21 protein-coding genes are annotated in these 25,232 nt (G+C 55.0%); 12 read left to right on the top strand and 9 right to left on the bottom strand.

The genetic code is table 11. The features are described from left to right. Nucleotides 1-185 precede the first annotated feature (185 nt). Entirely contained in the window at nucleotides 186-1,466 is a 1,281-nt protein-coding gene (hemL, locus tag KGA69_RS01800) for a glutamate-1-semialdehyde 2,1-aminomutase (protein ID WP_045376565.1), read from the bottom strand. Between the two features lie 179 nt (nucleotides 1,467-1,645). Here hemL and clcA point away from each other — a divergent pair, with 179 nt between their 5' ends. Together clcA and erpA are read left to right on the top strand one after the other, a co-directional pair. After that, nucleotides 1,646-3,064, top strand: coding sequence for a H(+)/Cl(-) exchange transporter ClcA (clcA, locus tag KGA69_RS01795; RefSeq protein WP_072251481.1), 1,419 nt, complete (start codon nucleotides 1,646-1,648; stop codon nucleotides 3,062-3,064). Nucleotides 3,065-3,145: 81 nt separating this feature from the next. Beyond that, nucleotides 3,146-3,490 carry an iron-sulfur cluster insertion protein ErpA gene (gene erpA / locus KGA69_RS01790; RefSeq protein WP_008807363.1) on the top strand — a complete coding sequence of 115 codons (345 nt, stop codon included), beginning with the start codon at nucleotides 3,146-3,148 and terminating at the stop codon, nucleotides 3,488-3,490. Nucleotides 3,491-3,568: 78 nt separating this feature from the next. On the opposite strand, the gene KGA69_RS01785 is transcribed toward erpA, so the two are convergent. The 3 genes from KGA69_RS01785 to mtnN are packed head-to-tail and all read right to left on the bottom strand — an operon-like array spanning nucleotide 3,569 to nucleotide 5,721. Continuing rightward, a complete protein-coding gene (locus KGA69_RS01785; protein WP_032709911.1) occupies nucleotides 3,569-4,195 on the bottom strand; it encodes a TRIC cation channel family protein in 627 nt (208 codons plus the stop codon). Nucleotides 4,196-4,229: 34 nt separating this feature from the next. Further along, on the bottom strand, nucleotides 4,230-5,030 hold the full coding sequence (gene btuF, locus KGA69_RS01780; protein ID WP_045390123.1) for a vitamin B12 ABC transporter substrate-binding protein BtuF: 801 nt from the start codon (nucleotides 5,028-5,030) through the stop codon (nucleotides 4,230-4,232). Then, nucleotides 5,023-5,721: a 5'-methylthioadenosine/S-adenosylhomocysteine nucleosidase gene (mtnN, locus tag KGA69_RS01775; RefSeq protein WP_015704439.1), complete on the bottom strand. Its 699-nt coding sequence runs from the start codon at nucleotides 5,719-5,721 to the stop codon at nucleotides 5,023-5,025. The genes btuF and mtnN overlap by 8 nt, the downstream gene beginning before the upstream one ends. A gap of 83 nt (nucleotides 5,722-5,804) precedes the next feature. Here mtnN and dgt point away from each other — a divergent pair, with 83 nt between their 5' ends. The 3 genes from dgt to KGA69_RS01760 all read left to right on the top strand — a co-directional run bounded on the left by dgt (nucleotide 5,805) and on the right by KGA69_RS01760 (nucleotide 10,227). Further along, entirely contained in the window at nucleotides 5,805-7,319 is a 1,515-nt protein-coding gene (dgt, locus tag KGA69_RS01770; protein ID WP_063447727.1) for a dGTPase, read from the top strand. Nucleotides 7,320-7,460: 141 nt separating this feature from the next. Further along, nucleotides 7,461-8,894 (top strand): serine endoprotease DegP, encoded by a 1,434-nt coding sequence (gene degP / locus KGA69_RS01765; RefSeq protein ID WP_045390127.1) that lies wholly within the window; start codon nucleotides 7,461-7,463, stop codon nucleotides 8,892-8,894. Nucleotides 8,895-9,069: 175 nt separating this feature from the next. After that, nucleotides 9,070-10,227: a CdaR family transcriptional regulator gene (locus tag KGA69_RS01760; RefSeq protein WP_045390129.1), complete on the top strand. Its 1,158-nt coding sequence runs from the start codon at nucleotides 9,070-9,072 to the stop codon at nucleotides 10,225-10,227. 37 nt (nucleotides 10,228-10,264) lie between these two features. Here the strand turns inward: KGA69_RS01760 and KGA69_RS01755 are convergent, their stop codons facing one another. The 5 genes from KGA69_RS01755 to map form a co-directional block, all read right to left on the bottom strand. Then, complete coding sequence (locus KGA69_RS01755; RefSeq protein WP_213292760.1) at nucleotides 10,265-13,252, bottom strand: putative mucin/carbohydrate-binding domain-containing protein; 2,988 nt, start codon at nucleotides 13,250-13,252, stop codon at nucleotides 10,265-10,267. A 197-nt stretch (nucleotides 13,253-13,449) separates the two neighbouring features. Next, nucleotides 13,450-13,836, bottom strand: coding sequence for a DUF3461 family protein (locus KGA69_RS01750; protein ID WP_015368173.1), 387 nt, complete (start codon nucleotides 13,834-13,836; stop codon nucleotides 13,450-13,452). Nucleotides 13,837-13,943: 107 nt separating this feature from the next. Continuing rightward, entirely contained in the window at nucleotides 13,944-14,768 is an 825-nt protein-coding gene (dapD, locus tag KGA69_RS01745; protein ID WP_015368172.1) for a 2,3,4,5-tetrahydropyridine-2,6-dicarboxylate N-succinyltransferase, read from the bottom strand. Nucleotides 14,769-14,799: 31 nt separating this feature from the next. Continuing rightward, a complete protein-coding gene (glnD, locus tag KGA69_RS01740) occupies nucleotides 14,800-17,463 on the bottom strand; it encodes a bifunctional uridylyltransferase/uridylyl-removing protein GlnD (protein WP_045390133.1) in 2,664 nt (887 codons plus the stop codon). A gap of 57 nt (nucleotides 17,464-17,520) precedes the next feature. After that, nucleotides 17,521-18,315 carry a type I methionyl aminopeptidase gene (map, locus tag KGA69_RS01735; protein ID WP_045390135.1) on the bottom strand — a complete coding sequence of 265 codons (795 nt, stop codon included), beginning with the start codon at nucleotides 18,313-18,315 and terminating at the stop codon, nucleotides 17,521-17,523. Nucleotides 18,316-18,637: 322 nt separating this feature from the next. Between map and rpsB the strand changes: the two genes are divergently transcribed. The 7 genes from rpsB (at nucleotide 18,638) to cdsA (ending at nucleotide 25,230) form a co-directional block, all read left to right on the top strand. Further along, on the top strand, nucleotides 18,638-19,363 hold the full coding sequence (rpsB, locus tag KGA69_RS01730) for a 30S ribosomal protein S2 (RefSeq protein WP_004858107.1): 726 nt from the start codon (nucleotides 18,638-18,640) through the stop codon (nucleotides 19,361-19,363). A gap of 119 nt (nucleotides 19,364-19,482) precedes the next feature. After that, nucleotides 19,483-20,334: a translation elongation factor Ts gene (tsf, locus tag KGA69_RS01725; protein WP_015368168.1), complete on the top strand. Its 852-nt coding sequence runs from the start codon at nucleotides 19,483-19,485 to the stop codon at nucleotides 20,332-20,334. Between the two features lie 150 nt (nucleotides 20,335-20,484). Next, complete coding sequence (gene pyrH, locus KGA69_RS01720) at nucleotides 20,485-21,210, top strand: UMP kinase (RefSeq protein ID WP_004098747.1); 726 nt, start codon at nucleotides 20,485-20,487, stop codon at nucleotides 21,208-21,210. 150 nt (nucleotides 21,211-21,360) lie between these two features. Next, nucleotides 21,361-21,918 (top strand): ribosome recycling factor, encoded by a 558-nt coding sequence (gene frr, locus KGA69_RS01715; protein WP_015368165.1) that lies wholly within the window; start codon nucleotides 21,361-21,363, stop codon nucleotides 21,916-21,918. Nucleotides 21,919-22,147: 229 nt separating this feature from the next. Next, nucleotides 22,148-23,332 carry a 1-deoxy-D-xylulose-5-phosphate reductoisomerase gene (ispC, locus tag KGA69_RS01710; protein WP_045390136.1) on the top strand — a complete coding sequence of 395 codons (1,185 nt, stop codon included), beginning with the start codon at nucleotides 22,148-22,150 and terminating at the stop codon, nucleotides 23,330-23,332. 266 nt (nucleotides 23,333-23,598) lie between these two features. Beyond that, nucleotides 23,599-24,360 carry a (2E,6E)-farnesyl-diphosphate-specific ditrans,polycis-undecaprenyl-diphosphate synthase gene (gene ispU / locus KGA69_RS01705; protein ID WP_045390181.1) on the top strand — a complete coding sequence of 254 codons (762 nt, stop codon included), beginning with the start codon at nucleotides 23,599-23,601 and terminating at the stop codon, nucleotides 24,358-24,360. 12 nt (nucleotides 24,361-24,372) lie between these two features. Further along, nucleotides 24,373-25,230, top strand: coding sequence for a phosphatidate cytidylyltransferase (cdsA, locus tag KGA69_RS01700; protein ID WP_045390139.1), 858 nt, complete (start codon nucleotides 24,373-24,375; stop codon nucleotides 25,228-25,230). The last annotated feature ends 2 nt before the right edge of the window (nucleotides 25,231-25,232 follow it).

Here is a 25,232-nt window from a genome sequence, read left to right as displayed (position 1 = left end):
GCTTACCGGGGCTACAGTGCTGCTCGATTTGGTAGCCCGGACAAGGCGCAGCGCGCCGCCTCCGGGAAAATCCCCGGTGGCGCTAGCGCTTACCGGGGCTACAAGGCTGTGCGATTTGGTAGCCCGGACAAGGCGCAATGCGCCGCCTCCGGGAAAATCCCTGCGCCACCAGGCATTCAAGTACCTTACAGTTTGGCAAACACCCGGCGCGCGGCGTCGATAGTGTTGTTGATATCCTCTTCGCTATGGGCGACGGACATAAAGCCGGCTTCAAACGCCGACGGGGCGAGGTAAACCCCTTCTTCCAGCATCAGGTGGAAGAAACGCTTGAAACGTTCAACATCGCACTTCACCACGTCCTGATAGCAGGTGACGGTTTCGGCATCGGTAAAGAAGATACCGAACATGCCGCCGACATTATTCACCACCAGCGGGATCCCGGTTTCGCGCGCCGCGTTCAGCAGGCCATCCGCCAGTTGATTGGTCAGCTCGGTCAGGGTTTCATGCACGCCCGGCTGCGCCACTTCGCTTAAGCAGGCGAAGCCTGCGGCCATGGCGATAGGGTTGCCTGACAGCGTACCGGCCTGGTACACCGGACCAGTCGGCGCCAGCGCGTCCATGACCTCGCGGCGACCACCGAAAGCGCCCACCGGCATACCGCCGCCGATGATTTTACCCAGACAGGTCAGATCCGGCTCCACGCCGTAATAGGACTGAGCGCCCGCCAGCGCGACGCGGAAGCCGGTCATCACTTCGTCAATAATCAGCAGCGCGCCAAACTCGTCGCACAGCGCGCGCAGGCCCGGCAGGAACTCCGGCTGTGGCGGAATGCAGTTCATATTGCCGGCCACCGGTTCGACGATGATACAGGCGATATCCTGCGGATACTGTTCAAACGCCGCGCGTACCGAGGCAAGATCGTTATAGGTGCAGGTCAGGGTATGCTTCGCGAAATCGGCCGGTACGCCCGGCGAGTTCGGCTGGCCGAGAGTCAGCGCGCCGGAACCGGCTTTCACCAGCAGGCAGTCGGCGTGACCGTGGTAGCATCCTTCGAACTTGATGATTTTGTCGCGGCCGGTGAAGCCGCGCGCCAGGCGAATGGCGCTCATGGTGGCTTCGGTGCCGGAGTTCACCATGCGCACCATATCCATGGTCGGTACCAGTTCAGTAACCAGTTCCGCCATTTTGACTTCCATTTCGGTTGGCGCGCCGAAGCTTAACCCGCGCTCTGCCGCTTCAATCACCGCGTTACGAATGGCCGGATGGTTGTGACCCAGCACCATTGGCCCCCAGGAACCGACATAATCGATATAAGCTTTACCATCGACATCGTACAGGTAGGCGCCATCCGCACGTTCAATAAACAGAGGGGTGCCGCCGACGCCCGTAAAGGCGCGGACCGGCGAGTTGACGCCGCCGGGGATAAGTTCGCGGGCGGCGTTATACAGATTTTCAGATTTGCTCATGGCCAGGATCCTGGTTCGTGAATAAAGTTATCGGGCTATTCTAAGTTATTCCATGAAGGTTATGAAAGTTTTGCCCAATTGAAACATTAAGCAGACGAAACAATTTTTTGACGACGCGCGGCGCGGAGGCGGCTAGAATGCCTCTCTTCTCATTTGTATTACCAATAAATGATAATGGCATGAAATCAGAAACTCCCTCTTTTGAAGCACATCAGTTCGTTCGCGTGCGCCGTAGCGATGCGGTCCGCCGTTTAATTCAACGCGATAAAACGCCGCTGGCGGTATTGTTGATGGCGGCGGTGGTCGGCACGCTGGCCGGGCTGGTGGGCGTGGCGTTTGAAAAGAGCGTGAACTGGGTGCAGAACCAGCGAATTGGCGCCCTGGTGCAGGTGGCGGACCACTGGTATCTCGTCTGGCCGCTGGCCTTCATCCTGTCGGCGCTGCTGGCGATGGTCGGCTATTTTCTGGTGCGCCGCTTTGCGCCGGAAGCCGGCGGTTCCGGGATCCCGGAAATCGAAGGCGCGCTGGAAGAGCTGCGTCCGGTACGCTGGTGGCGCGTGCTGCCGGTAAAATTCATCGGCGGCATGGGGACGCTGGGCGCCGGGATGGTGCTGGGGCGCGAAGGGCCGATGGTACAGCTTGGCGGTAATATCGGGCGCATGGTGGTGGATGTGTTTCGTCTGCGTAGCCCGGAAGCGCGGCATACACTGTTGGCCACCGGTGCGGCATCGGGCCTCTCCGCTGCCTTCAACGCGCCGCTGGCGGGCATTCTGTTTATCATCGAAGAGATGCGCCCGCAGTTCCGCTACAACCTGATTTCGATTAAAGCCGTGTTTACCGGCGTGATCATGTCGAGCATCGTGTTCCGTATTTTTAACGGCGAAGGGGCGATTATCGAAGTCGGCAAGCTGAGCAATGCGCCGGTGAATACCCTGTGGTTGTACCTGGTGCTGGGCATGATTTTCGGCTGTTTCGGGCCATTGTTTAATACCCTGGTGCTGCGGACGCAGGATATGTTCCAGCGCCTCCACGGCGGCAATATCAAAAAATGGGTGTTGATTGGCGGGCTTATCGGCGGGCTGTGCGGCCTGCTGGGTCTGATGCAGCCGACCGCGGTGGGCGGCGGTTTTAACCTTATCCCGATCGCCGCTGCCGGCAACTTCTCGGTTGGGCTGCTGCTGTTCATTTTTATTGCCCGCGTCATCACCACGCTGCTGTGCTTCTCTTCCGGCGCGCCGGGGGGGATTTTTGCCCCGATGCTGGCGCTCGGCACGCTGCTGGGGACGGCATTCGGCATGGCTGCCATTCCGCTGTTTCCGTCCTATCATCTGGATGCCGGTACCTTCGCTATCGCCGGGATGGGGGCGCTGCTGGCGGCTTCGGTGCGCGCGCCGCTCACCGGGATTGTGCTGGTGCTGGAGATGACCGATAACTATCAGCTCATTTTGCCAATGATTATTACCTGCCTTGGGGCAACACTATTGGCACAGTTCCTCGGCGGTAAACCTTTGTATTCGACCATTCTGCAGCGTACCCTGGCAAAGCAGAAGGCCGAAGAGGCGGCGAAAGCGCAGCAGGTACCCCGGGAGAATACTTGAACGATTTACCAGGGTATTAGATAATGGCTCAAAAGGTCCGGTTATTCTTTAATCGGCCGGAAGTATCAATGGGAGCAAAAAATGAGTGATGACGTAGCGTTGCCGCTGGAGTTCACCGAAGCCGCAGCGAACAAAGTAAAACATCTGATTGCGGATGAAGACAATCCGAACCTGAAACTGCGCGTGTACATCACCGGCGGCGGTTGCAGCGGTTTCCAGTATGGCTTCACCTTTGACGATCAGGTCAACGAAGGCGATATGACCATCGAGAAACAGGGCGTCGGCCTGGTGGTTGACCCAATGAGCCTGCAGTATCTGGTTGGCGGCGCCGTCGATTATACCGAAGGCCTGGAAGGGTCACGTTTCATCGTGACTAACCCGAACGCGAAAAGCACCTGCGGCTGCGGCTCCTCGTTCAGCGTTTAACGCAAGCGACTCCAGCCCTCTTCCACAAAGAGAGCGGCAAACACGAAAAACGGTAACCTCAGGGTTACCGTTTTGCTTTTATGACCGTCCGTTATCATCCAACGCAAAGGTAGGCAGCTTCAGGTGCCAGCGAATCGCCGCCAGGCGTATCCCCAGCGTCACCACCATGCCTAACATCGCCGAGTTTTCCAGCGACAGCTGAAAGGTGTAGTGCGCCGTTGCGTGCACGATACCGCCGACAATGCAGGCGGTGGCGTAGATTTCGGTGCGCAGAATCATCGGTACTTCTCGCGCCAGCACGTCGCGGATAATCCCGCCGCCGACGCCGGTGACCACGCCCATGCAAATAGCCACCAGCGGGCCGGTATGGGCAATAAAGGCTTTATTCACGCCGATGCCGACAAACACCGCCAGGCCGACGGCATCCAGTACCGGCAGTACCCATTTCGGCATGCGCCGCGGTTGGCGGACCAGCAGAATCGTTAACATACTGGTGACCATCGCCACGACCAAATCGGTAGGGTCCTTAACCCAGAACACCGGGCCGTTGGCCAGCGCCATATCGCGAATCGTCCCGCCGCCCACGGCGGTCACTACGCCTAATACCAGCACGCCGAAAGGGTCCATGCGTAATTTCCCCGCCAGCAATACGCCGGAGATAGCAAATACGGCTGTGCCAATAATATCCAGCCAATAGACAAGCATCGTCAGTTCCCGCTAAAAGCCTGCTGCCAGGCGGTTATTTTACCTGCTCAAGCGCAGTACAGAGTTGTTTTGCGGCAAGGATAATACGTGGGCCCGCGCGTTCAAACCAGTCGCTATGTAAGGCGATGAGCGAAATTGTGAGCTGATTTTGCCAATAGCGGTCCACGGCGGGAATTTTATCCGGATCGCCGGTGATGACGATTGCCTGCGGATGCCGTGACAGCACCTGTTCGCGGCTAACCTGCGGCCAGGGAACGCGGCTGGCGGCAAAAATATTCTCTCCGCCGCACAGGCGTAATACTTGATTCTGGATCGAGGCGCTGTTGCTGGTGAACAGCGGGTTGGCGCCAAACTGCAGAAATACGCGTTTTTTTGGCGCGTTGGCATAGCGGGCTTTTAGCGCCTCGTAATCGTCTTGCATCGCCTGCGCAGCCTGCCGGGCTGTTTCCGGCTGCGGGCTCCACGGCGCAAGCATCTGCAAAGCATGGATGATTTGCTCAATCGAACCGGTTTCAACCCAGATAACCTTGATTCCCAGCGAGCTGAGCTGATTCACCTGGCGTTCGGCATTGCCGCCGCGCCACGCCAGTACCAGATCGGGTTTCAGGGCGACGATACGTTCAAGATTCATTCCCTGCCAGCTGGCGACTTGTTCGATTTTAGCCGCGGCGGGAGGGTAATCGGAATAACTGCTGACGCCGACCGGCGTAATGCCGGCAGCAAAGGCCAATTCAGTGTTGGCCGGGGAGAGCGTCACCACCCGCGGCGCGGCGAAAAGCCACGCCGGGGCGAGCAACAGCAGGGCGGTTAACGCCTTCTGTAACGACTTAGCCACGCGCCAGGTTCTGCACCAGATTTTCCACCATCAGGGTGGACTGCTTGGCGGCGACGGCGAGGAACTCGTCGAAGCTGAGATGCGACTGCTGGTCAGCGACGTCAGAGATTGCGCGCACCACCACAAAAGGAATGCTGAAGTTATGGCAGACGTGGGCGATGGCGGTGGCTTCCATTTCAACGGCAACGGCCTGCGGGAAGTTATGGCGAATTTTCGCCAGCCCTACCGAGCCGTTGATGAAAGCGTCGCCGCTGACGATCAGGCCGCGAACGGCGTTGAGGTTCAGCGCTTTGATGCAGGTTTCCGCCGCGGCAATCAGTTTGTCGTCAGCTTTGAAACCGGCCGGACAGCCCGGCAGTTGGCCGTATTCGTAGCCAAACGCGGTGACGTCGGCATCGTGGTAGCGCGCTTCGTCAGAGACCACGATGTCGCCAACTTTCAGCGTCGGCGCCAGCCCGCCGGCGGAACCGGTATTGATAATCACATCCGGCTTGCAGCGCTCCAGCAACAGGGTGGCGCCCATGGCGGCGGCCACTTTACCAATGCCGGATTTCAGCAGAGCAACCTCGGTACCGTGAAGTTGGCCGGTATAGATTTCGCTACCGCCGATAGAGATAGTCTGGCGGTTCTCGATTTTGTCGCGCAGAAGGGTAACTTCTTCTTCCATGGCGCCAATAATGCCAATTTTCATAGATTTACTCGCGATGTGTCAGGATTAGCTGCATAGTCTATCATGCGCTTAAGGGGAAGCGTATTGCTCGCGCGGGAGAGGCTATGGCAAATATTGATTTTCGCAACAAGATTCACTGGCGTCGGCGCTACCGTTCGCCGCAGGGGGTAGAGACGGAACGCGAGATCCTGCGGGTGTTTGAAAGCGATCGCGGACGCATTATCAATTCACCGGCCATCCGCCGCCTGCAGCAAAAAACCCAGGTCTTTCCACTTGAGCGCAATGCGGCGGTCCGCACCCGGCTCACCCATTCGCTCGAAGTCCAGCAGGTCGGGCGCTACATCGCCAAAGAGGTGTTAAGCCGTCTAAAGGAGCAAAAGCTGCTGGAACGCTACGGACTGGATGAACTGAGCGGCCCGTTTGAAAGCGTCGTGGAGATGGCCTGCCTGATGCACGATATCGGCAATCCGCCATTTGGCCATTTTGGCGAAGCGGCAATTAACGATTGGTTCAGCAAACGGCTGGCGCCGAAAGATGCCGCCAGCCAGCCGTTAAGTCAGGATCGCTGCCAGGTTGACGCGCTGCGTCTGCACGATGGCGAAGGGTTGCTCAACGAACTGCGGCGTAAAGTGCGTCAGGATTTGTGCTGCTTTGAAGGCAATGCGCAGGGGATCCGTCTGGTGCACACGCTGATGCGTATGAACCTGACCTGGACCCAGGTCGGCTGCATTCTGAAATATACGCGACCGGCGTGGTGGCGGGGAGAGACGCCAGCCAGCCATAGCTATTTAATGAAAAAGCCTGGTTATTATTTAGCCGAAGAAGAGTATATCGCGCGGCTGCGTAAAGAATTGGATCTGGCGCCTTACAATCGCTTTCCATTAACGTGGATTATGGAAGCTGCCGATGATATCTCATATTGCGTTGCTGACCTCGAAGATGCGGTAGAAAAACGGATATTCAGCGCGGAACAATTGTATCAGCATCTGTATGACGCATGGGGCGCTCATGAAAAAGGATCGTTGTTCGCTCAAGTCGTAGAAAATGCCTGGGAGAAATCGCGCGCTAATTCACTCAGCCGCAGCACTGAAGATCAGTTCTTTATGTATTTACGGGTCAATACGCTGAATAAACTGGTGCCTTATGCGGCGCATCGATTTATCGAAAACTTACCGGCCATTTTTAGCGGCGACTTTAATCACGCGCTGTTAGAGGATGATAGCGATTGTAGTCAGCTACTTGAACTTTATAAAAACGTCGCCATAAAACAGGTGTTTAGCCATCCTGATGTTGAACAGCTGGAATTGCAGGGTTACCGCGTTATCAGCGGGCTGCTTGATATCTACGAGCCGCTACTGAAATTATCGCTGGAGGAGTTCAGCCAATTGGTGGAACAAGAGCGGGTACGCAGTTTACCTATTGCCTCGAGGTTGTTCCAGAAACTCTCGACCCGACATCGGTTGGCCTATGTGGAGGCGGTAAATAAGCTTTCGCGCAATACCGAAGAATATCCCGTGCTGGAGTATTATTACCGTTGTCGATTGATTCAGGACTATATCAGCGGAATGACGGATTTGTATGCGTGGGATGAATATCGTCGTCTGATGGCGGTGGAATAAGTCTGAGTTTTGTAAAGACGGACAATAAATTTTTACTTTTACCGAAACTTAACTCTGGAACTTCGCGCTATAAAATGACTCTGAGAGTGCGTACACAGCAACTTTTTCGTTATCCGAAATTTGAAATTGAGATTGAAACCTATGAAAAAAACCACGTTAGCAATGAGTGCTCTGGCTCTGAGTTTAGGTCTGGCGTTGTCCCCGCTCTCTGCGAGCGCGGCTGAAACGGCTTCCTCGGCGACCACTGCGCAGCAGATGCCGAGCCTGGCGCCGATGCTGGAAAAAGTGATGCCGTCGGTGGTGAGCATCAACGTTGAAGGCAGCACGACTGTTAACACGCCGCGGATGCCGCGTAACTTCCAGCAGTTCTTCGGTGACAACTCGCCGTTCTGCCAGGACGGTTCGCCATTCCAGAGCTCCCCATTCTGTCAGGGCGGCGGCCAGGGCGCGCCTGGCGATAATGCGCAGCAGCAGAAATTTATGGCGCTCGGTTCCGGGGTCATCATTGATGCGGCCAAAGGCTACGTAGTGACCAACAACCACGTGGTCGATAATGCCACCACGATTAAAGTTCAACTGAGCGATGGTCGTAAGTTTGACGCGAAAGTCGTAGGTAAAGATCCGCGCTCCGATATCGCGCTGATTCAAATTCAGGATCCGAAAAACCTGACGGCGATTAAGCTTGCCGACTCTGACGCGCTGCGCGTCGGCGACTATACCGTGGCGATCGGTAACCCGTTCGGCCTCGGCGAAACCGTGACTTCTGGTATCGTCTCCGCATTGGGCCGCAGCGGCCTGAACGTGGAAAACTATGAAAACTTTATCCAGACCGATGCGGCTATTAACCGCGGTAACTCCGGCGGCGCGCTGGTGAATCTCAACGGTGAGTTGATCGGTATCAACACCGCGATCCTTGCTCCGGACGGCGGCAACATCGGTATCGGTTTTGCTATTCCGAGCAACATGGTGAAAAACCTGACCGAGCAGATGGTCAAGTTCGGCCAGGTGAAACGCGGCGAACTGGGGATCATGGGTACCGAGCTGAACTCCGAGCTGGCGAAGGCGATGAAAGTCGATGCCCAGCGCGGCGCGTTCGTAAGCCAGGTGATGCCGGGCTCGGCGGCGGCGAAAGCGGGTATTAAAGCCGGCGACGTGATTACTACCCTCAACGGTAAGGCGATCAGTAGCTTTGCGGCGCTGCGTGCGCAGGTTGGTACGATGCCTATCGGCAGCAAAGTCGAGCTGGGACTGCTGCGCGACGGCAAGCCGGTTAACGTTACCGTTGAACTACAGCAGAGCAACCAGAACCAGGTTGACTCCAGCAGCATCTTTAACGGTATTGAAGGCGCGGAAATGAGCAATAAAGGCCAGGATAAAGGCGTCGTGGTGAGCAACGTGAAAGCGGGCACCCCGGCGGCGCAAATTGGTCTGAAGAAAGGCGACATTATTGTCGGCGCTAACCAGCAGCCGGTGAAAAATATCGCCGACCTGCGCAAAATCTTCGACGCGAAACCGTCCGTGCTGGCGCTGAATATTCAGCGTGGTGATACTTCTATCTATCTGCTGATGCAGTAACTGATACTAGCGTGAATGCCCCTTTCCCGGTAAGGGAAGGGGGCTTTTTTATTCTGCCCGCCGGTTCTGTGATTCCCGCCACAACTCCATACTTCTTTGTCATGCTTTGTGCATATGCACAGTGCGTCCTCTTCGTCACTCTTTTATGCTGATGCCCTGCTCAGGGGAGGGGTTTATGGCTGGCTGGCATCTTGATACCAAAATGGCGCAGGATATCGTGGCGCGTACGATGCGCATCATTGATACCAATATTAATGTAATGGATGCCCGCGGGCGCATTATCGGCAGCGGCGATCGTGAGCGTATTGGTGAATTGCACGAAGGCGCGCTGCTGGTGCTGTCGCAGGGACGGGTGGTTGATATCGATGATGCGGTTGCTCGCCATCTGCACGGCGTGCGCCAGGGGATCAACCTGCCGCTGCGTCTCGAAGGGGAAATCGTCGGCGTAATCGGGTTAACCGGCGAGCCCGAATCGCTGCGCAAGTACGGTGAGCTGGTGTGTATGACCGCTGAGATGATGCTCGAGCAGTCGCGGCTGATGCATTTGCTGGCCCAGGATAGCCGCCTGCGTGAAGAACTGGTTATGAACCTGATTCAGGCGGAAGAGAATACCCCGGCGCTGAACGAATGGGCGCAGCGACTGGGTATCGATCTCAATCAACCGCGGGTGGTGGCGATGATTGAGGTCGATAGCGGTCAGCTCGGCGTCGATAGCGCGATGGCGGAGCTGCAGCAGCTGCAGACGGCGCTGACCACGCCGGATCGCAACAACCTGGTGGCGATTGTCTCGTTGACCGAAATGGTGGTGCTGAAACCGGCGTTAAACGCCTTTGGTCGCTGGGATGCCGATGACCACTGCAGACGCGTTGAGCAACTGATTGCCCGTATGAAAGAGAATGGCCAACTGCAGTTCCGCGTTGCGTTAGGCAATTTCTTCACCGGCCCCGGCAGTATTGCGCGTTCTTACCGGACCGCGCGTACGACAATGATGGTTGGTAAGCAGCGGATGCCGGAGAGCCGCTGCTATTTTTATCAGGATCTGATGCTGCCTGTGCTGCTGGATAGTCTACGGGGCGGCTGGCAGGCTAACGAGCTGGCGCGCCCGCTGACGCGGCTAAAGGCGATGGATAACAATGGTCTGCTACGGCGTACTCTGCAGGCGTGGTTTCGCCATAACGTGCAGCCGCTGGCGACCTCAAAGGCGTTGTTTATTCATCGTAATACGCTGGAGTATCGGCTCAATCGGATTTCGGAACTGACCGGGTTAGACCTCGGTAGTTTTGACGACCGCTTGTTGCTGTACATTGCGCTGCAGCTGGATGAGCAACGCTAAAACTCCCGCCGCAGGCGGCGGGAGAGGAAATGGCGGGCTACAGGCGCTGTAGTCCGCGAGCGGTCACTTGCCAGGTAACAGTATTGGGCTGGTGCCAGCTATTGCCATTGAGCGGATTAATAATGACGGAGCGATTCCCCGCTTCGGCATGGAAGACTTCAATGGTATAGCCCTCATCCAGGATAGCGGTATCAATATAGTCGCCAAGCTGCGACGATCCTTTAATCGACTGGCGATACACCACCGAACCACGCGTATTGTAGACATTGACCGTGGCGTAAGTGGTCGTGAAGTGCTTGTTCGGCACCACTGGACTCGCGGTAAAGGTCAACGCGCCGCTGCCAATATCCATCTCCATCGTGGCAAAGCGAACATCACCATCGCCAAGCAGTTGCCAACTGAAGCTATCGCCATACAGTGCGGTGGCCTCCTGAGTGTCCTCTTCTGTATCAGCGGCTTCCTCATCCGGTTCATCAGGCGCGAGCGCAAAGGCTTCGAGGCCCGTTTTCACCACGCGCCAGCGGTTGTGCTGCTTAAGGGGAACGGCGTTTTGGCTCGTGCCATTCGTGGCGCTGGAGCGGAATGGTTCATCATGGAAGATATCGATGATCATTCCCTCTGCGAGGGCGATAGTTTCACTGTTTGCCAGATTGCTGGTGGCGCCGGCGTAGCTGCGTTGATAAACAACCGTATCGTCCGCGCCGGTAACCATAATGCTGGCGTAGGTATGGGAGGTGTAATACGAGTGCGGCGTGCCGGCGCGCGTGGCGACCGTCATCGCACGTTGTTGATTATCAATAACGATCTGGCAAAACTCGTTATTGCCCTGACCGCGGAGATTGAGGGTTACGCTCTTGCCCGTCAACTCCCCCGGATCGCTATTATCCTGAGGCAGGACATCGGCATAGGTTTTCAGCAAGCTGCTGCGTTGGGCTTCTTCAATATGGGGGAGCATCAGCCAGAGGTCGTTTTTACAGACGCACTCTTCCTGCGCGAGCAGCGAGGGCTGGTTACGGATCGCCTGAGCGTTATGCTCGAAAATAGCCTGTAAATCAGCCGCCGGATTATTATTGAGGATAAAGTTATACACGCCATTATCATCAATGCGTATCAGCTGGTATTTCTCGCGAGCGACTAACGTTAAATATCCGAGAGAGGCTTTCAGCCGGCCAGGCTCCACGTGAGTGATGTATAGGTGATAGTGGGGGCTGAATGGAATGACCACTTTTCCGGTAGCGCAATTGGTGCCGGTCATTTTGCGTTCAAATACTTTTTCCCCACTGGCGGAAAGTACGTTTACTGCGGCATACAACGCGCCTGGGTAGTAGGTGTGCGGCGTGGCGCTGGTGACATTAAGAATAAGCTGCTGATTTTCGTAGTCGATATCAAGGCGCGCGAAAGGCGCATCATTCAGCCCTAAAAAGGTGATCGTCACGTTACGTTCGCTGGTATCGTTTTGCCGAGCGTAGTTAACGGCAACCGCATTGGCGCCTTCTTTTACGGTGATATAGTTGATATCCGGGCGATATTTTTGCGAACGACCTTTAGGCAGTACGAGCTGGTATACACCCATTGGCATGTTATTCAGGACAAAAGTGTCACCATCAACAATCAGTGAATAATGCGTACCGCAATTATCCTGAATAGTCAGCGTTTGTCCGTAAATTTGTTGCAGCTGGTCGATATTCAACGTCAGGGTCAGGTTACCCGTTTTGTTCAATTTCGCCAGTTCGCTGTTATCCACCAGCCAGAAGAAGGAATCCAGCCCTAACTGCTGGCGCGCGCTATCCCATTCGCTTTGTGGCAGAAAACGATACAGTGGATAGAGTGGTTTTGTCGTCAGCGAGACGATATTTTCCCGGGTGGCATGTTTCAGCGTTAAGCCGCAGAGCTCGATAAACGGCGTGACGTCATATCCCGCAGAGGTAGCAATAGCGGTTGCCAGCATATCGGCAAGCTGATGATCGGTCGGCTGGAAGCCCTCGCTATTGGCGAGTTGGCGATAATTCTGGTTAAAGACGCGGAAGGATGCGACACCAGCTTTCAATAACATCAGCATCAGGAATTGCAGGCGAGGACGTAAACCCCAGCTGGTGACCGGCGTCTGCTCGGTAATGTAGTTTACCAGCTGTGCTTCCTGGGCGGCCAGCTTGCCATAGTTGTATAACCAGCCATCGGTATACAGATGATTATCCTGGCTTAGCGTGAGCTGCTGATAGAAAGAGGCGTAGATATTGTTCCACACTTCGCTGACGGACAGGGTGGAGTCCTGCATAAATTTACCCTGATAACCGTGGCCAATTTCATGCAGGATAACCCACTGCGTGGCAACGTTATCCAGCCAGCCTTCGCCAACCGTGGCGGCAGTTTGCGCGCACCAGGTGCTATTGTAATAAGCTGATCCGACGCCATGTTTATCCGGCCGTAGAAAATAACGGTTTGCAACATTCTGATTCCATTGCGAATCTGAATTATCGCTTAATCCGGCCCAATCGTTATAGCAGGTGAAAAGGTGGTTATAAAAACGGTGTAACGACGCTAATCCCGCTTTCATCGCATTGTCGTGGTCGGCATAAGGCAGCAGCAGGTTGATAACATCCAGATCCACCAGTGCGAACGACGATTTATTATTCTCCCAGTCGAGGAAAAACGTTTCTTCAGACTGTCCTGATTTCCAGCAGGGGAGCGGTTTCGTCGCCGCAGGTTGTTGGTAAATCACGGAGAACTCGCAGGGGCTGTCGGTAAACAACGTATCGACAAACGGCACAGAATCGACGGTGGTGCTAATCGTTGTCCAGGAGGTGGTCAGAGCGCTGGTTTTCTCCAGAGCGCTATCATCACACATCAGGCGCAGGGTCGAGATGCCGTTACTGAGGTCCGTTTGCCGAATTTTCAGCACCGTGTTGGCGGGCAGAATAAAGCCAAGCGCCTGACGATCGTGTTTTCGTCCTTTTTCAAAGCCTGCGTTATCCAGCCAGGTTGCGGATTGCAGGGTATAACATTTTTGTTCAATTTCCTGTGTCATAGAGCTATCTCCTTTTTCGCGGAAACTGAACATAAACGAAATAAAATAGTAAGTAATTCATATGGATAGGGTTGTGATGTGAAATGATATCAGTGAGGGATAACTGAGGTTTGCTGATGGCGAAGATGATCTATGGCTGAGGAAATAGAGGTTGGGGCAGGGGAAGAGGGCCAGTAGCTGGCCCGTAGCAGTCTGGGTTATTTACGCGTCAGTTTTTCCAGATCGGCTTCAATTTCGCTGATCTTATTGGTGACGACGCTTTCCAGATGGCGTAAATCGTCAAGGATCTTACGCTTGAGGTCGATTTCGGTACGGTCGCGCTGGCAGAGCTGGTCCAGCTCGTCGATCACATAGCGCAGGTTTGGGCTTATCTCCTGCACTTCTTTGTAACCCTGACCGACGCCGTCGGCGACCACGGTTTTACGCTGGCGTGGGTATTTAAACTTCACGCTTTTGGCGAAGAACTCGCCCTTATCTTTCTGGAAATAGATCTTCAGGATGTCGTTGTTAGCTTCCTGGCGCAGGCTATAGCGATCGATTTCATCAGGATTGGTAATGCCAAGACTTTTCAGATTATCGTACATAACGGTACCTTTGATATCATCATAACCATTGAATAATTAACGAAAAAATCCATCTTCGCCAGCGTCAGATATAAAAAAAGCGGGATATCTCCCGCTTTTTGTTCTGCTTAGTCGATGGTACGCAGCAGTTCGTTGATGCCGACCTTACCGCGGGTCTTCGCATCAACCTTTTTCACGATCACCGCACAGTACAGGCTGTATTTGCCATCTTTCGACGGCAGGTTGCCGGAAACGACAACCGAGCCCGCCGGCACGCGGCCGTAATGGACTTCGCCGGTTTCGCGATCGTAAATTTTGGTGCTCTGGCCGATGTACACGCCCATGGAGATCACCGCGCCTTCTTCAACGATAACGCCTTCAACGATTTCAGAGCGCGCGCCGATGAAGCAGTTATCTTCGATGATGGTCGGGTTAGCCTGCAGCGGTTCGAGAACGCCGCCGATGCCGACGCCGCCGGACAGGTGAACGTTTTTACCGATCTGCGCGCAAGAACCGACGGTGGCCCAGGTATCAACCATGGTGCCTTCATCAACGTAAGCGCCGATGTTGACGTAGGACGGCATCAGCACGGTATTGCGCGCGATGAACGCGCCCTGGCGAACGGCCGCCGGCGGCACTACGCGGAAGCCTTCTTTCTGGAAGCGCGCTTCGTCGTAGTCGGCGAATTTCATCGGAACTTTATCGAAGTAGCGGCTTTCCGCACCATCGATAACCTGGTTATCGTTAATACGGAAAGAGAGCAGTACCGCTTTCTTCAGCCATTGATGCGTCACCCATTGACCATCGATCTTCTCAGCGACGCGCAGCGCGCCGGAATCCAGCAGGGCAATAACCTGGTTCACCGCTTCGCGGGTGACGGTATCCACATTTGCCGGCGTGATGTCGGCGCGACGCTCAAAGGCGGACTCAATAACGTTCTGTAACTGCTGCATTGTTTCTTTCCATTCACTTAAAAAAAATACGTTACCCTTTATCGTTTGGATTGAGGGCCTCTGTCAACCGTTGTTGCACTTCTTGTTGCAGCTCATTATTAAGGGCACGCCGGTCGGCGGTGGCGATTATAAATAAATCTTCTACTCGCTCACCAATTGTCGTAATTCGCGCTCCGTGAAGCGATATTCCGAGGTCGGCGAACACCTGACCGACGCGGGCGAGCAGCCCCGGCTGATCGAGCGCAATGAGCTCAAGAAATGATTTCCGGTCGGTGTGGGTCGGCAGGAAATTCACCTCAGTAGCGACAGAAAAGTGACGCAGTTTCGCCGCCTGACGACGCGGGGCCGGCGGCTCCCAGCTGCGCTGCGTTATCGTCTGCTCCAGACCGTGGCGAATAGCCTCGTGGCGATCGGCGGAAAGCGGGCTGCCGTCGGGTTCAAGGACGATAAAGGTATCCATCGCCATGCCGTCGCGGGTAGTAAATATCTGCGCATCATGAACGCTGAGGTTGCGGCGGTCCAGTTCGCCGCAGACGGCGGCGAACAGGTAAGGGCGGTCGGGGCTCCAGATGAAGATCTCGGTACCGCCGCGGGTGGCCCGCGAACTCAGCAGGATCATCGGCTTACTGAGATCGTGCTTCAGCAGGTTGCGGGCGTGCCAGGCGAGCTGATTCGGCGTATGCCGCACAAAGTAGTTCGCCCGGCAGCGGTTCCAGATCTGATGCAGCGCCTCTTCATTGATATTGTCCATGCGCAACAGCGCCAGCGCCTGCAGCTGATGGTGGCGTACGCGTTCGCGCATATCCGGCGTGCTCTGCATACCGCGACGCAGCTGTTTTTCGGTGGCGAAATAGAGCTCGCGTAGCAGGCTTTGCTTCCAGCTATTCCACAGCGTTTCGTTGGTGGCGCAGATATCGGCGACGGTCAGGCATACCAGATAGCGCAGGCGATTTTCCGTCTGTACCTCTTCGGCGAACTGCTTAATGACCTCCGGGTCCTGAATGTCGCGGCGCTGGGCGGTTACCGACATCAATAGATGCTGGCGTACCAGCCAGGCGACCAGCTGCGTCTCACGCGAATTGAGCCCGTGGAGCTCGGCGAATTTCAGCACGTCTTCGGCGCCGAGAATCGAATGGTCGCCGCCGCGGCCTTTAGCGATATCGTGAAACAAGGCGGCGATGAGGATAAGTTCAGGATGGGCCAGCCGCGGCCACAGCTCAACGCACAGCGGATGGCGGCTGCGGGTCTCTTCTTTCGCGAAGCTTTCCAGTTTTAACAAGACCCGTATGGTGTGTTCGTCGACGGTATAGGCGTGAAACAGGTCGAACTGCATCTGACCGACAATATGCGACCACTGCGGCATATAGGCCCACAGTACGCTGTGGCGATGCATCGGCAGCAGACCACGACTCACCGCGCCCTGATGACGGAGCATGCTGAGGAAGAGGGTTCGTGCCTCCGGGATATAGCACAGCGGCTGCGTCAGGTGGCGGCGCGCGTGGCGCAGGTGGCGCAGGGTGGTGGAGTAAATACCGGTGATGCTGCTGTTACGCACCATGATAAAGAACATCCGCAGAATCGCCTGCGGCTCGCGAATAAACAGGGTGTCGTCGCGCAGGTCTATCAGAGTACCGCGCAGTTGGAAATCATCATCAATAGGCCGCGGCTTTTCATTCTCGGTGAGAGCGAGGATCGCCTCATCAAACAGCTGCAGCAGCATATTGTTGAGTTCGCTTACCCGACGGGTAACGCGGAAGAAATCCTTCATCATATGTTCGATCGGCTGATTGCCTTCGCCTTCATAGCCGAGGCGATGGGCGACATTCAGCTGACGATCGAAAAGCAGGCGGTTATCGTAGCGATTCACTTCAAGATGCAGGGCAAAACGGATGCGCCAGAGCTGGTGCAGGCACTCGTTAAGCTCGTTGCGCTCGGCTTCGGTGAGGAAGCCGAAACCGACCATTTCATCAAGCGAGGTTGCGCCGAAGTGGCGGCGAGCCACCCACTGCAGGGTATGTATATCGCGCAGGCCGCCGGGGCTGCTTTTGACGTCCGGCTCCAGGTTGTAACTGGTGCCGTGGTAGCGCTGGTGGCGGACATTCTGCTCTTCAACCTTGGCGGCGAAGAACTTCTCCGACGGCCAGAAGCCGTCGCTAAAAATATGTTTTTGCAGTTCAAGGAACAGCGCGACGTCGCCGATCAGCAGGCGGGATTCGATTAAGTTGGTGGCGACGGTGAGATCCGAAAGCCCTTCTAGCAGACACTCTTCGAGGGTGCGCACGCTATGGCCCACCTCCAGCTTGACGTCCCACAATAGCGTCAGCAGTTCGCCGACCTTTTGCGCCTGCTCGTCCGGCAGCTTTTTACGGCTCAGAATCAGCAGGTCGACGTCGGAGAGCGGGTGCAGCTCGCCGCGCCCATAGCCGCCGACGGCTACCAGCGCCATATCGCTCTGCGCGCCAAAACCGTAGTCGACCCACAGCCGCTGCAGCAACTGGTCGATAAACTCGGTGCGTGCTGCTATCAGCCGTTCCGCGGCGATACCGCGATCGAAAGCCTCGCCCAGCCAGTGTTGGAAGGTATCGAGATGCGTCTTGATGGCGGCACAGTTCAGATCGCCCTGCGGCCAGCTCACGGGATGTTCCGGCGGGATGGGCAGAAGAGGGGAGGCTGTGTCAGGTAAAGAGTTGCTCATCGCGTCACCATAAGAAAAAACTATCTAATAAAAAAGCCGGCGGGCGCCGGCTTTTCATTATGCTTCGTGCGAGATTATCGCCGGGATGGTGTCATCCTTGCGTAGCGTCAGAATTTCGCAGCCGTTATCAGTTACCACAATAGTATGCTCATACTGCGCAGACAAGCTACGGTCTTTGGTTTTCACCGTCCAGCCGTCCTTCATGCTGCGGATCTCTTTCTTACCGGCGTTGACCATCGGTTCGATAGTGAAGGTCATACCCGGCTTGAGCACCACGTCGGTTTCCGGCGAATCATAGTGCAGTACCTGTGGTTCCTCGTGGAAGCCGCGGCCGATACCGTGGCCACAGTATTCACGTACCACGGAGAAACCTTCCGCTTCGACGAATTTCTGGATCGCCGCGCCGATCGCACGCAGGTTAATCCCCGGCTTGACCATCTTCAGCGCCAGATAGAGGCTTTCCTGGGTGATGCGGCACAGGCGCTCGCCGAGGATAGTCGGTTTGCCGACGATGAACATTTTTGAGGTATCGCCGTGGAATTCATCTTTAATCACGGTCACGTCGATATTGACGATGTCGCCGTCTTTCAGCAGTTTGCCGTCATCCGGGATGCCGTGGCACACCACTTCATTAATAGAGATACAGACCGATTTCGGGAAGCCGTGATAGCCGAGGCAGGCGGAGACCGCTTTCTGTTCATTAACAATGTAGTCGTTGCAGATGCGATCCAGTTCGCCGGTGCTGACGCCCGGTTTAACGTAGGGTTCGATCATTTCCAGCACTTCGGCGGCCAGGCGGCCGGCAACGCGCATTTTTTCGATGTCTTCAGATGTCTTGATAGAGATAGCCATGGAATATGTCCAGCAGTGTCGATTTTTTCGACAATAATAGATTAAGTCCTGTCAATGGTAACAGTCCGGGTACGCTGGTGCCAAATTGAGAATCATTAACAGCACGCGACGTCAACAAGAGTTGGTGTCTGGCCAGGTTTTGTGGTATAAAGCGCGCCGGACTTCCGTTCCATCTCAGATACACAAGGATGGACGTAAGCGACATACTCATATTGTGTAAATAACACACACGTATCGGCACATATTCCGGGGTGCCCTTTGGGGTCGGTAATATGGGATACGTGGAGGCATAACCCCAATTTAATCTATAGAGGTTTTAAACATGGCAACTGTTTCCATGCGCGACATGCTCAAGGCTGGTGTTCACTTCGGTCACCAGACCCGTTACTGGAACCCGAAAATGAAGCCTTTCATCTTCGGCGCGCGTAACAAAGTTCACATCATCAACCTTGAGAAAACTGTACCGATGTTCAACGAAGCTCTGGCTGAGCTGAACAAAATCTCTGCCCGTAAAGGCAAGATCCTGTTCGTTGGTACTAAGCGCGCTGCAAGCGAAGCGGTAAAAGAAGCTGCTAACAGCTGCGACCAGTTCTTTGTGAACCATCGCTGGCTGGGCGGTATGCTGACTAACTGGAAAACCGTTCGTCAGTCCATCAAACGTCTGAAAGACCTGGAAACTCAGTCCCAGGACGGTACTTTCGAGAAGCTGACCAAGAAAGAAGCGCTGATGCGCACTCGTGAGCTGGACAAGCTGGAAAACAGCCTGGGCGGTATCAAAGACATGGGCGGCCTGCCGGACGCACTGTTCGTTATCGACGCTGACCACGAGCACATCGCTATCAAAGAAGCAAACAACCTGGGTATCCCGGTATTTGCTATCGTTGATACCAACTCTGATCCGGACGGCGTAGACTTCGTTATCCCGGGTAACGACGATGCAATCCGCGCAGTTAGCCTGTACCTGGGCGCTGTTGCTGCTACCGTTCGTGAAGGTCGCTCTCAGGACCTGGCTTCTCAGGCGGAAGAAAGCTTCGTAGAAGCTGAATAATAAGGTTTAAGCCCTTATTAGTACCGTGTATGAATAGGGGCCAATTTTAGGCCCCTTTTTTCAATTTATGCTGTTTGGCCGCAGGCCGGGCAGTTTCCACATCTCCCGAGGATTTTAGAATGGCTGAAATTACCGCTTCCCTGGTAAAAGAGCTGCGCGAACGTACTGGCGCAGGCATGATGGATTGCAAAAAAGCACTGACTGAAGCTAATGGCGACATCGAGCTGGCAATCGAAAACATGCGTAAATCCGGCGCGATCAAAGCGGCGAAAAAAGCAGGCAACGTTGCTGCTGACGGCGTGATCAAAACCAAAATCGACGGCAACTACGGTTACATTCTGGAAGTTAACTGCCAGACTGACTTCGTTGCTAAAGATGGTGGTTTCCAGGCATTTGCTGACAAAGTACTGGACGCCGCTGTTGCTGGTAAAATCTCCGACGTTGAAGTTCTGAAAGCGCAGTTCGAAGAAGAACGTGTTGCCCTGGTTGCTAAAATCGGCGAGAACATCAACATCCGTCGTATCGCTATCCTGGAAGGCGACGTTCTGGGCAGCTACCAGCACGGTGCTCGCATCGGCGTTCTGGTTGCCGCTAAAGGCGCTGACGAAGAGCTGGTTAAGCAGCTGGCAATGCACGTTGCTGCAAGCAAGCCGGAATTCGTTAAGCCGGAAGACGTTTCTGCTGAAGTAGTAGAAAAAGAGTACCAGGTTCAGCTGGACATCGCGATGCAGTCCGGTAAGCCGAAAGAAATCGCAGAGAAAATGGTTGAAGGCCGCATGAAGAAATTCACCGGCGAAGTTTCTCTGACTGGTCAGCCTTTCGTTATGGAACCGAGCAAATCTGTTGGTCAGCTGCTGAAAGAGCACAACGCCGACGTTACTGGCTTCATCCGCTTTGAAGTGGGCGAAGGCATTGAGAAAGTTGAGACTGACTTTGCAGCAGAAGTTGCTGCGATGTCCAAGCAGTCTTAATTTTTAAAAAAAGGAGCCGCCTGAGGGCGGCTTCTTTTTGCGCCTCTCTTGTAAAATCAGCCAATCGCTTATAGTGACTGCGCTGAACGATGACATACAATGTCGTCAGAATTAACTCATCTCAATCGTTGACAGTCTCAGGAAAGAAACATGGCTACCAATGCAAAACCCGTCTACAAACGTATTCTGCTGAAGTTAAGTGGCGAAGCTCTGCAGGGTTCAGAAGGCTTCGGTATTGATGCAAGCATACTTGACCGTATGGCTCAGGAAATCAAAGAACTGGTTGAACTGGGTATTCAGGTTGGCGTAGTGATTGGTGGCGGTAACCTGTTCCGTGGTGCTGGTCTGGCGAAAGCGGGTATGAACCGCGTTGTGGGCGACCACATGGGCATGCTGGCAACGGTCATGAACGGCCTGGCAATGCGTGATGCGCTCCATCGCGCCTATGTGAACGCTCGCCTGATGTCCGCAATCCCGCTGAACGGCGTGTGCGACAACTACAGCTGGGCGGAGGCGATTAGCCTGCTGCGTAACAATCGCGTGGTGATCCTCTCCGCGGGTACCGGCAACCCATTCTTTACCACCGACTCCGCAGCCTGCCTGCGCGGTATTGAAATCGAAGCCGACGTGGTACTGAAAGCGACCAAGGTTGACGGTGTGTTTACCGCTGACCCGGCGAAAGATCCTTCCGCTACCATGTACGATCAGCTCACCTACAGCGAAGTGCTGGATAAAGAGCTGAAAGTGATGGATCTTGCCGCCTTTACCCTGGCGCGCGACCACAAACTGCCGATTCGCGTATTTAACATGAACAAGCCAGGCGCGCTGCGTCGCGTGGTCATGGGCGAAAAAGAAGGCACATTGATTACGGAATAATTCCCGTCGGCGCTAATTCCGGGTAATATTCCGCTTTACTTTAGCGGGGAAGTTGCCCGGTTAATAGAATTAATCCGGACTATACTTAGCTCACTTTTGCAGTGGGCGACCGTGTGGTCTGTCTGAGACAAGTTTTCAAGGATTCGTAACGTGATTAGCGATATCAGAAAAGATGCTGAAGTACGCATGGAAAAATGCGTAGAAGCATTCAAAAACCAAATCAGCAAAATTCGCACGGGCCGTGCTTCTCCAAGCCTGCTGGATGGCATCATCGTGGAATACTACGGCACGCCGACCCCGCTGCGCCAGCTGGCAAGCGTTACGGTAGAAGATTCCCGTACGCTGAAAATCAACGTCTTCGACCGCTCCATGAGCCCGGCCGTTGAAAAAGCGATTATGGCGTCTGACCTGGGTCTGAACCCGAGCTCTGCGGGTAGCGATATCCGCGTTCCGCTGCCGCCGCTGACTGAAGAACGTCGTAAAGATCTGACTAAGATCGTGCGTGGCGAAGCTGAGCAGGCGCGTGTTGCCGTGCGTAACGTTCGTCGTGACGCGAACGACAAAGTTAAAGCTCTGCTCAAAGAGAAAGAGATCAGCGAAGATGACGATCGCCGTTCTCAGGACGACGTGCAGAAAATGACTGACGCCGCCATTAAGAAAGTTGATGCGGCGCTGGCAGAGAAAGAAGCGGAACTGATGCAGTTCTGATTTTCTGCCGCTACGCAGGCCCGGGGCATTCGGGGCTGCGTAAAGTCTGAAACGCTGTACAGAAGACCGTACGCTCAATATTTGGGATTGCGTTAAAATAGCTGGCCTTGTAGCCTTCAGGTTTATACCGAAGGTCATTCGCCGCCGTTTTAGCCCCGAGAATTGATGCGTAAAGGGCTTGCTGGCGGCGTTTTGCTTTTTATCCTGTCACAATTCTTCTGGACGTCTCATGAAGCAATTAACCGTTCTCGGTTCGACCGGTTCAATCGGCTGCAGCACGCTGGACGTGGTGCGCCATAATCCCGAAAGCTTTTCCGTCGCCGCGCTGGTCGCGGGGAAAAATGTCGACCGTATGGTTGAACAATGTCTGGAATTTTCCCCCCGATTCGCGGTGATGGATGACGCGCAAAGCGCTGAGCGTTTACGTACGCTGCTGCGCGAACAGGGCTGCCGCACGGAAGTGCTGAGCGGCAAGCAGGCGGCGGCCGACGTCGCGGCGCTGGATGAGGTCGATCAGGTGATGGCGGCCATCGTTGGCGCGGCAGGCCTGGCGCCGACGCTGGCGGCAATTCGCGCCGGCAAAACGGTATTGCTGGCGAACAAAGAGTCTCTGGTGACCTGCGGCCGCCTGTTTATGGATGCGGTTCAGCAGTATGGCGCTCGCCTGTTGCCGGTTGATAGCGAACATAACGCGATTTTTCAGAGTATGCCGGAAACAATTCAAAATCATCTGGGATACGCTGACCTGACGCAGAACGGCGTCTCGTCGATTCTGCTGACCGGTTCCGGTGGTCCTTTCCGGGAAACGGCGATTTCTGAGCTGGCGGCAATGACGCCGGATCAGGCTTGCCGCCATCCGAACTGGTCAATGGGACGCAAAATTTCCGTTGATTCCGCCACGATGATGAATAAAGGGCTGGAGTATATCGAAGCCCGCTGGCTGTTTAATGCTTCTGCTCGGCAGATGGAAGTCATAATTCATCCGCAATCGGTGATTCACTCCATGGTTCGCTATCAAGACGGCAGCGTGCTGGCGCAATTGGGCGAGCCGGATATGCGCACGCCGATCGCCCATACCATGGGCTGGCCGCAGCGCCTGAACTCTGGCGTTAAACCGCTGGATTTCTGCCAGTTGAGCAACCTGAGCTTCTCGGCGCCGGATTACGACCGCTATCCGTGCCTCAAGCTGGCGATGGACGCTTTTGATGTCGGCCAGGCGGCGACGACGGCGTTGAATGCCGCTAACGAAGTCTCAGTGGCGGCGTTTCTGAATAGTGAAATCCGCTTTACCGATATTGCGGCGGTGAACCAGGCAGTGCTGGATAGTATGGCGCTCAATGAACCGCAAAGTATTGATGAAGTGGTTGCAATTGATGCCGAAGCGCGCGTCGCCGCACAGCGACAACTTCGATAACACATGGCGCAGGGGAGCCCCTACAACGCGTTGTGATATTTGTGGGCGCTGGGCTTCAGTGATATAGTCTGCGCCACCCGATCGTTGCATTTTGTTGTGAAAGATTACGGTGGCCGTGGCAAGACACGGCTTTTTTGCGTAAAGCTTTTGGTTGTTCTCTGCGATTGGCTGTAGCTCCGGCGCCGGATAAAAATGCGTATTCAGCGCTGCCCGGCGGCGTGTGTGATGTGGCTTAGCTAATCCTTATTATGGACTTAAAACGCGTTATGTTGTCTGCTAATCAAACTGTCAGCAAAATGTCGCCTGCACATGGTTGTCGCCATGTCGCCATTATCATGGACGGCAACGGTCGTTGGGCGAAACAACAAGGTAAAATTCGCGCCTTTGGCCATAAAGCTGGAGCGAAATCTGTTCGTCGCGCGGTCTCCTTCGCGGCGAATAATGGTATTGAAGCATTAACGCTTTACGCATTCAGTAGTGAAAACTGGAACCGTCCGGCGCAGGAAGTGAGCGCGCTGATGGAACTGTTTGTCTGGGCGCTGGATAGCGAAGTCAAAAGCCTGCATCGTCACAATGTCCGCCTGCGGATTATCGGCGAGACGACGCGCTTTAATGCTCGGCTGCAGGAGCGTATCCGTAAGGCGGAAGCGCTAACGGCAAACAATACCGGGTTAACGCTGAATATCGCCGCTAATTACGGCGGCCGCTGGGATATTGTCCAGGGCGCGCGTCAACTGGCCGAACAGGTACAAAACGGGTTGTTAAAACCTGAAGAGATCACGGAAGAGATGCTTAGCCAGCGGGTGTGTATGCATGAACTGGCTCCCGTTGATTTAGTTATTAGGACCGGGGGAGAGCACCGAATAAGTAACTTTTTGATTTGGCAAATTGCCTATGCCGAACTTTACTTTACGGATGTTCTTTGGCCCGATTTTGCTGAACAGGACTTTGAAGGTGCACTCCATGCATTCGTTAGTCGAGAGCGTCGTTTTGGCGGCACAGAAGAGCCGGGTGGCAGTCATGCCTGATGGGGGTCACTTTTGCTGAAGTATCGCCTGATTTCCGCTTTCGTTTTAATTCCCGTCGTTATTGCGGCGCTTTTTCTATTGCCGCCCGCGGGTTTTGCCATCGTCACCCTGGTCGTTTGTATGCTCGCCGCGTGGGAGTGGGGGCAATTAAGCGGTTTTACCTCAACGACGCAGCGCGTGTGGCTTGCGGTGCTTTGCGGCCTGCTGCTGGCGCTGATGCTCTTTATGTTGCCTGAATACCACTATGACGCGCATCAACCGATGGTTGAAGGATCGTTATGGGCCTCATTTGGCTGGTGGATTGTCGCGCTGTTGCTGGTGCTCTCTTATCCGGCCTCGGCGGCGCTGTGGCGTCATTCCAAAGCGTTACGTCTGATCTTCGGCCTGCTGACTATCGTCCCGTTTTTCTGGGGCATGCTGGCGCTGCGCGCATGGCATTATGCCGATAACCACTACAGCGGCGCGGTGTGGCTGCTGTACGTCATGATTCTGGTGTGGGGCGCGGATTCCGGCGCCTACATGTTTGGTAAAATGTTCGGTAAGCATAAGCTGGCGCCGAAGGTTTCTCCGGGTAAAACCTGGCAGGGTTTCTTCGGCGGCCTGTTGACGGCAGCTGTTATCTCCTGGGCTTATGGCGTGTGGGCTCATCTTGATGTCACCCCAACCGTGTTGCTGATCTGCTCGGTGGTGGCGGCGCTGGCTTCAGTGCTGGGTGATTTGACGGAAAGTATGTTTAAGCGTGAAGCCGGCATCAAGGATAGCGGGCATCTGATCCCTGGACATGGCGGTATTTTAGACCGTATCGACAGCCTGACGGCTGCGGTACCGGTGTTCGCTTGTCTGCTGTTGTTAGTCTTCAGGACGATTTGACG

Origin of the sequence: Klebsiella sp. A52 (genome assembly GCF_018388785.1) — a bacterium.
Classification (GTDB): Bacteria; Pseudomonadota; Gammaproteobacteria; order Enterobacterales; family Enterobacteriaceae; genus Klebsiella; species Klebsiella aerogenes.
This window is presented reverse-complemented; position numbering and strand designations above follow the sequence as displayed.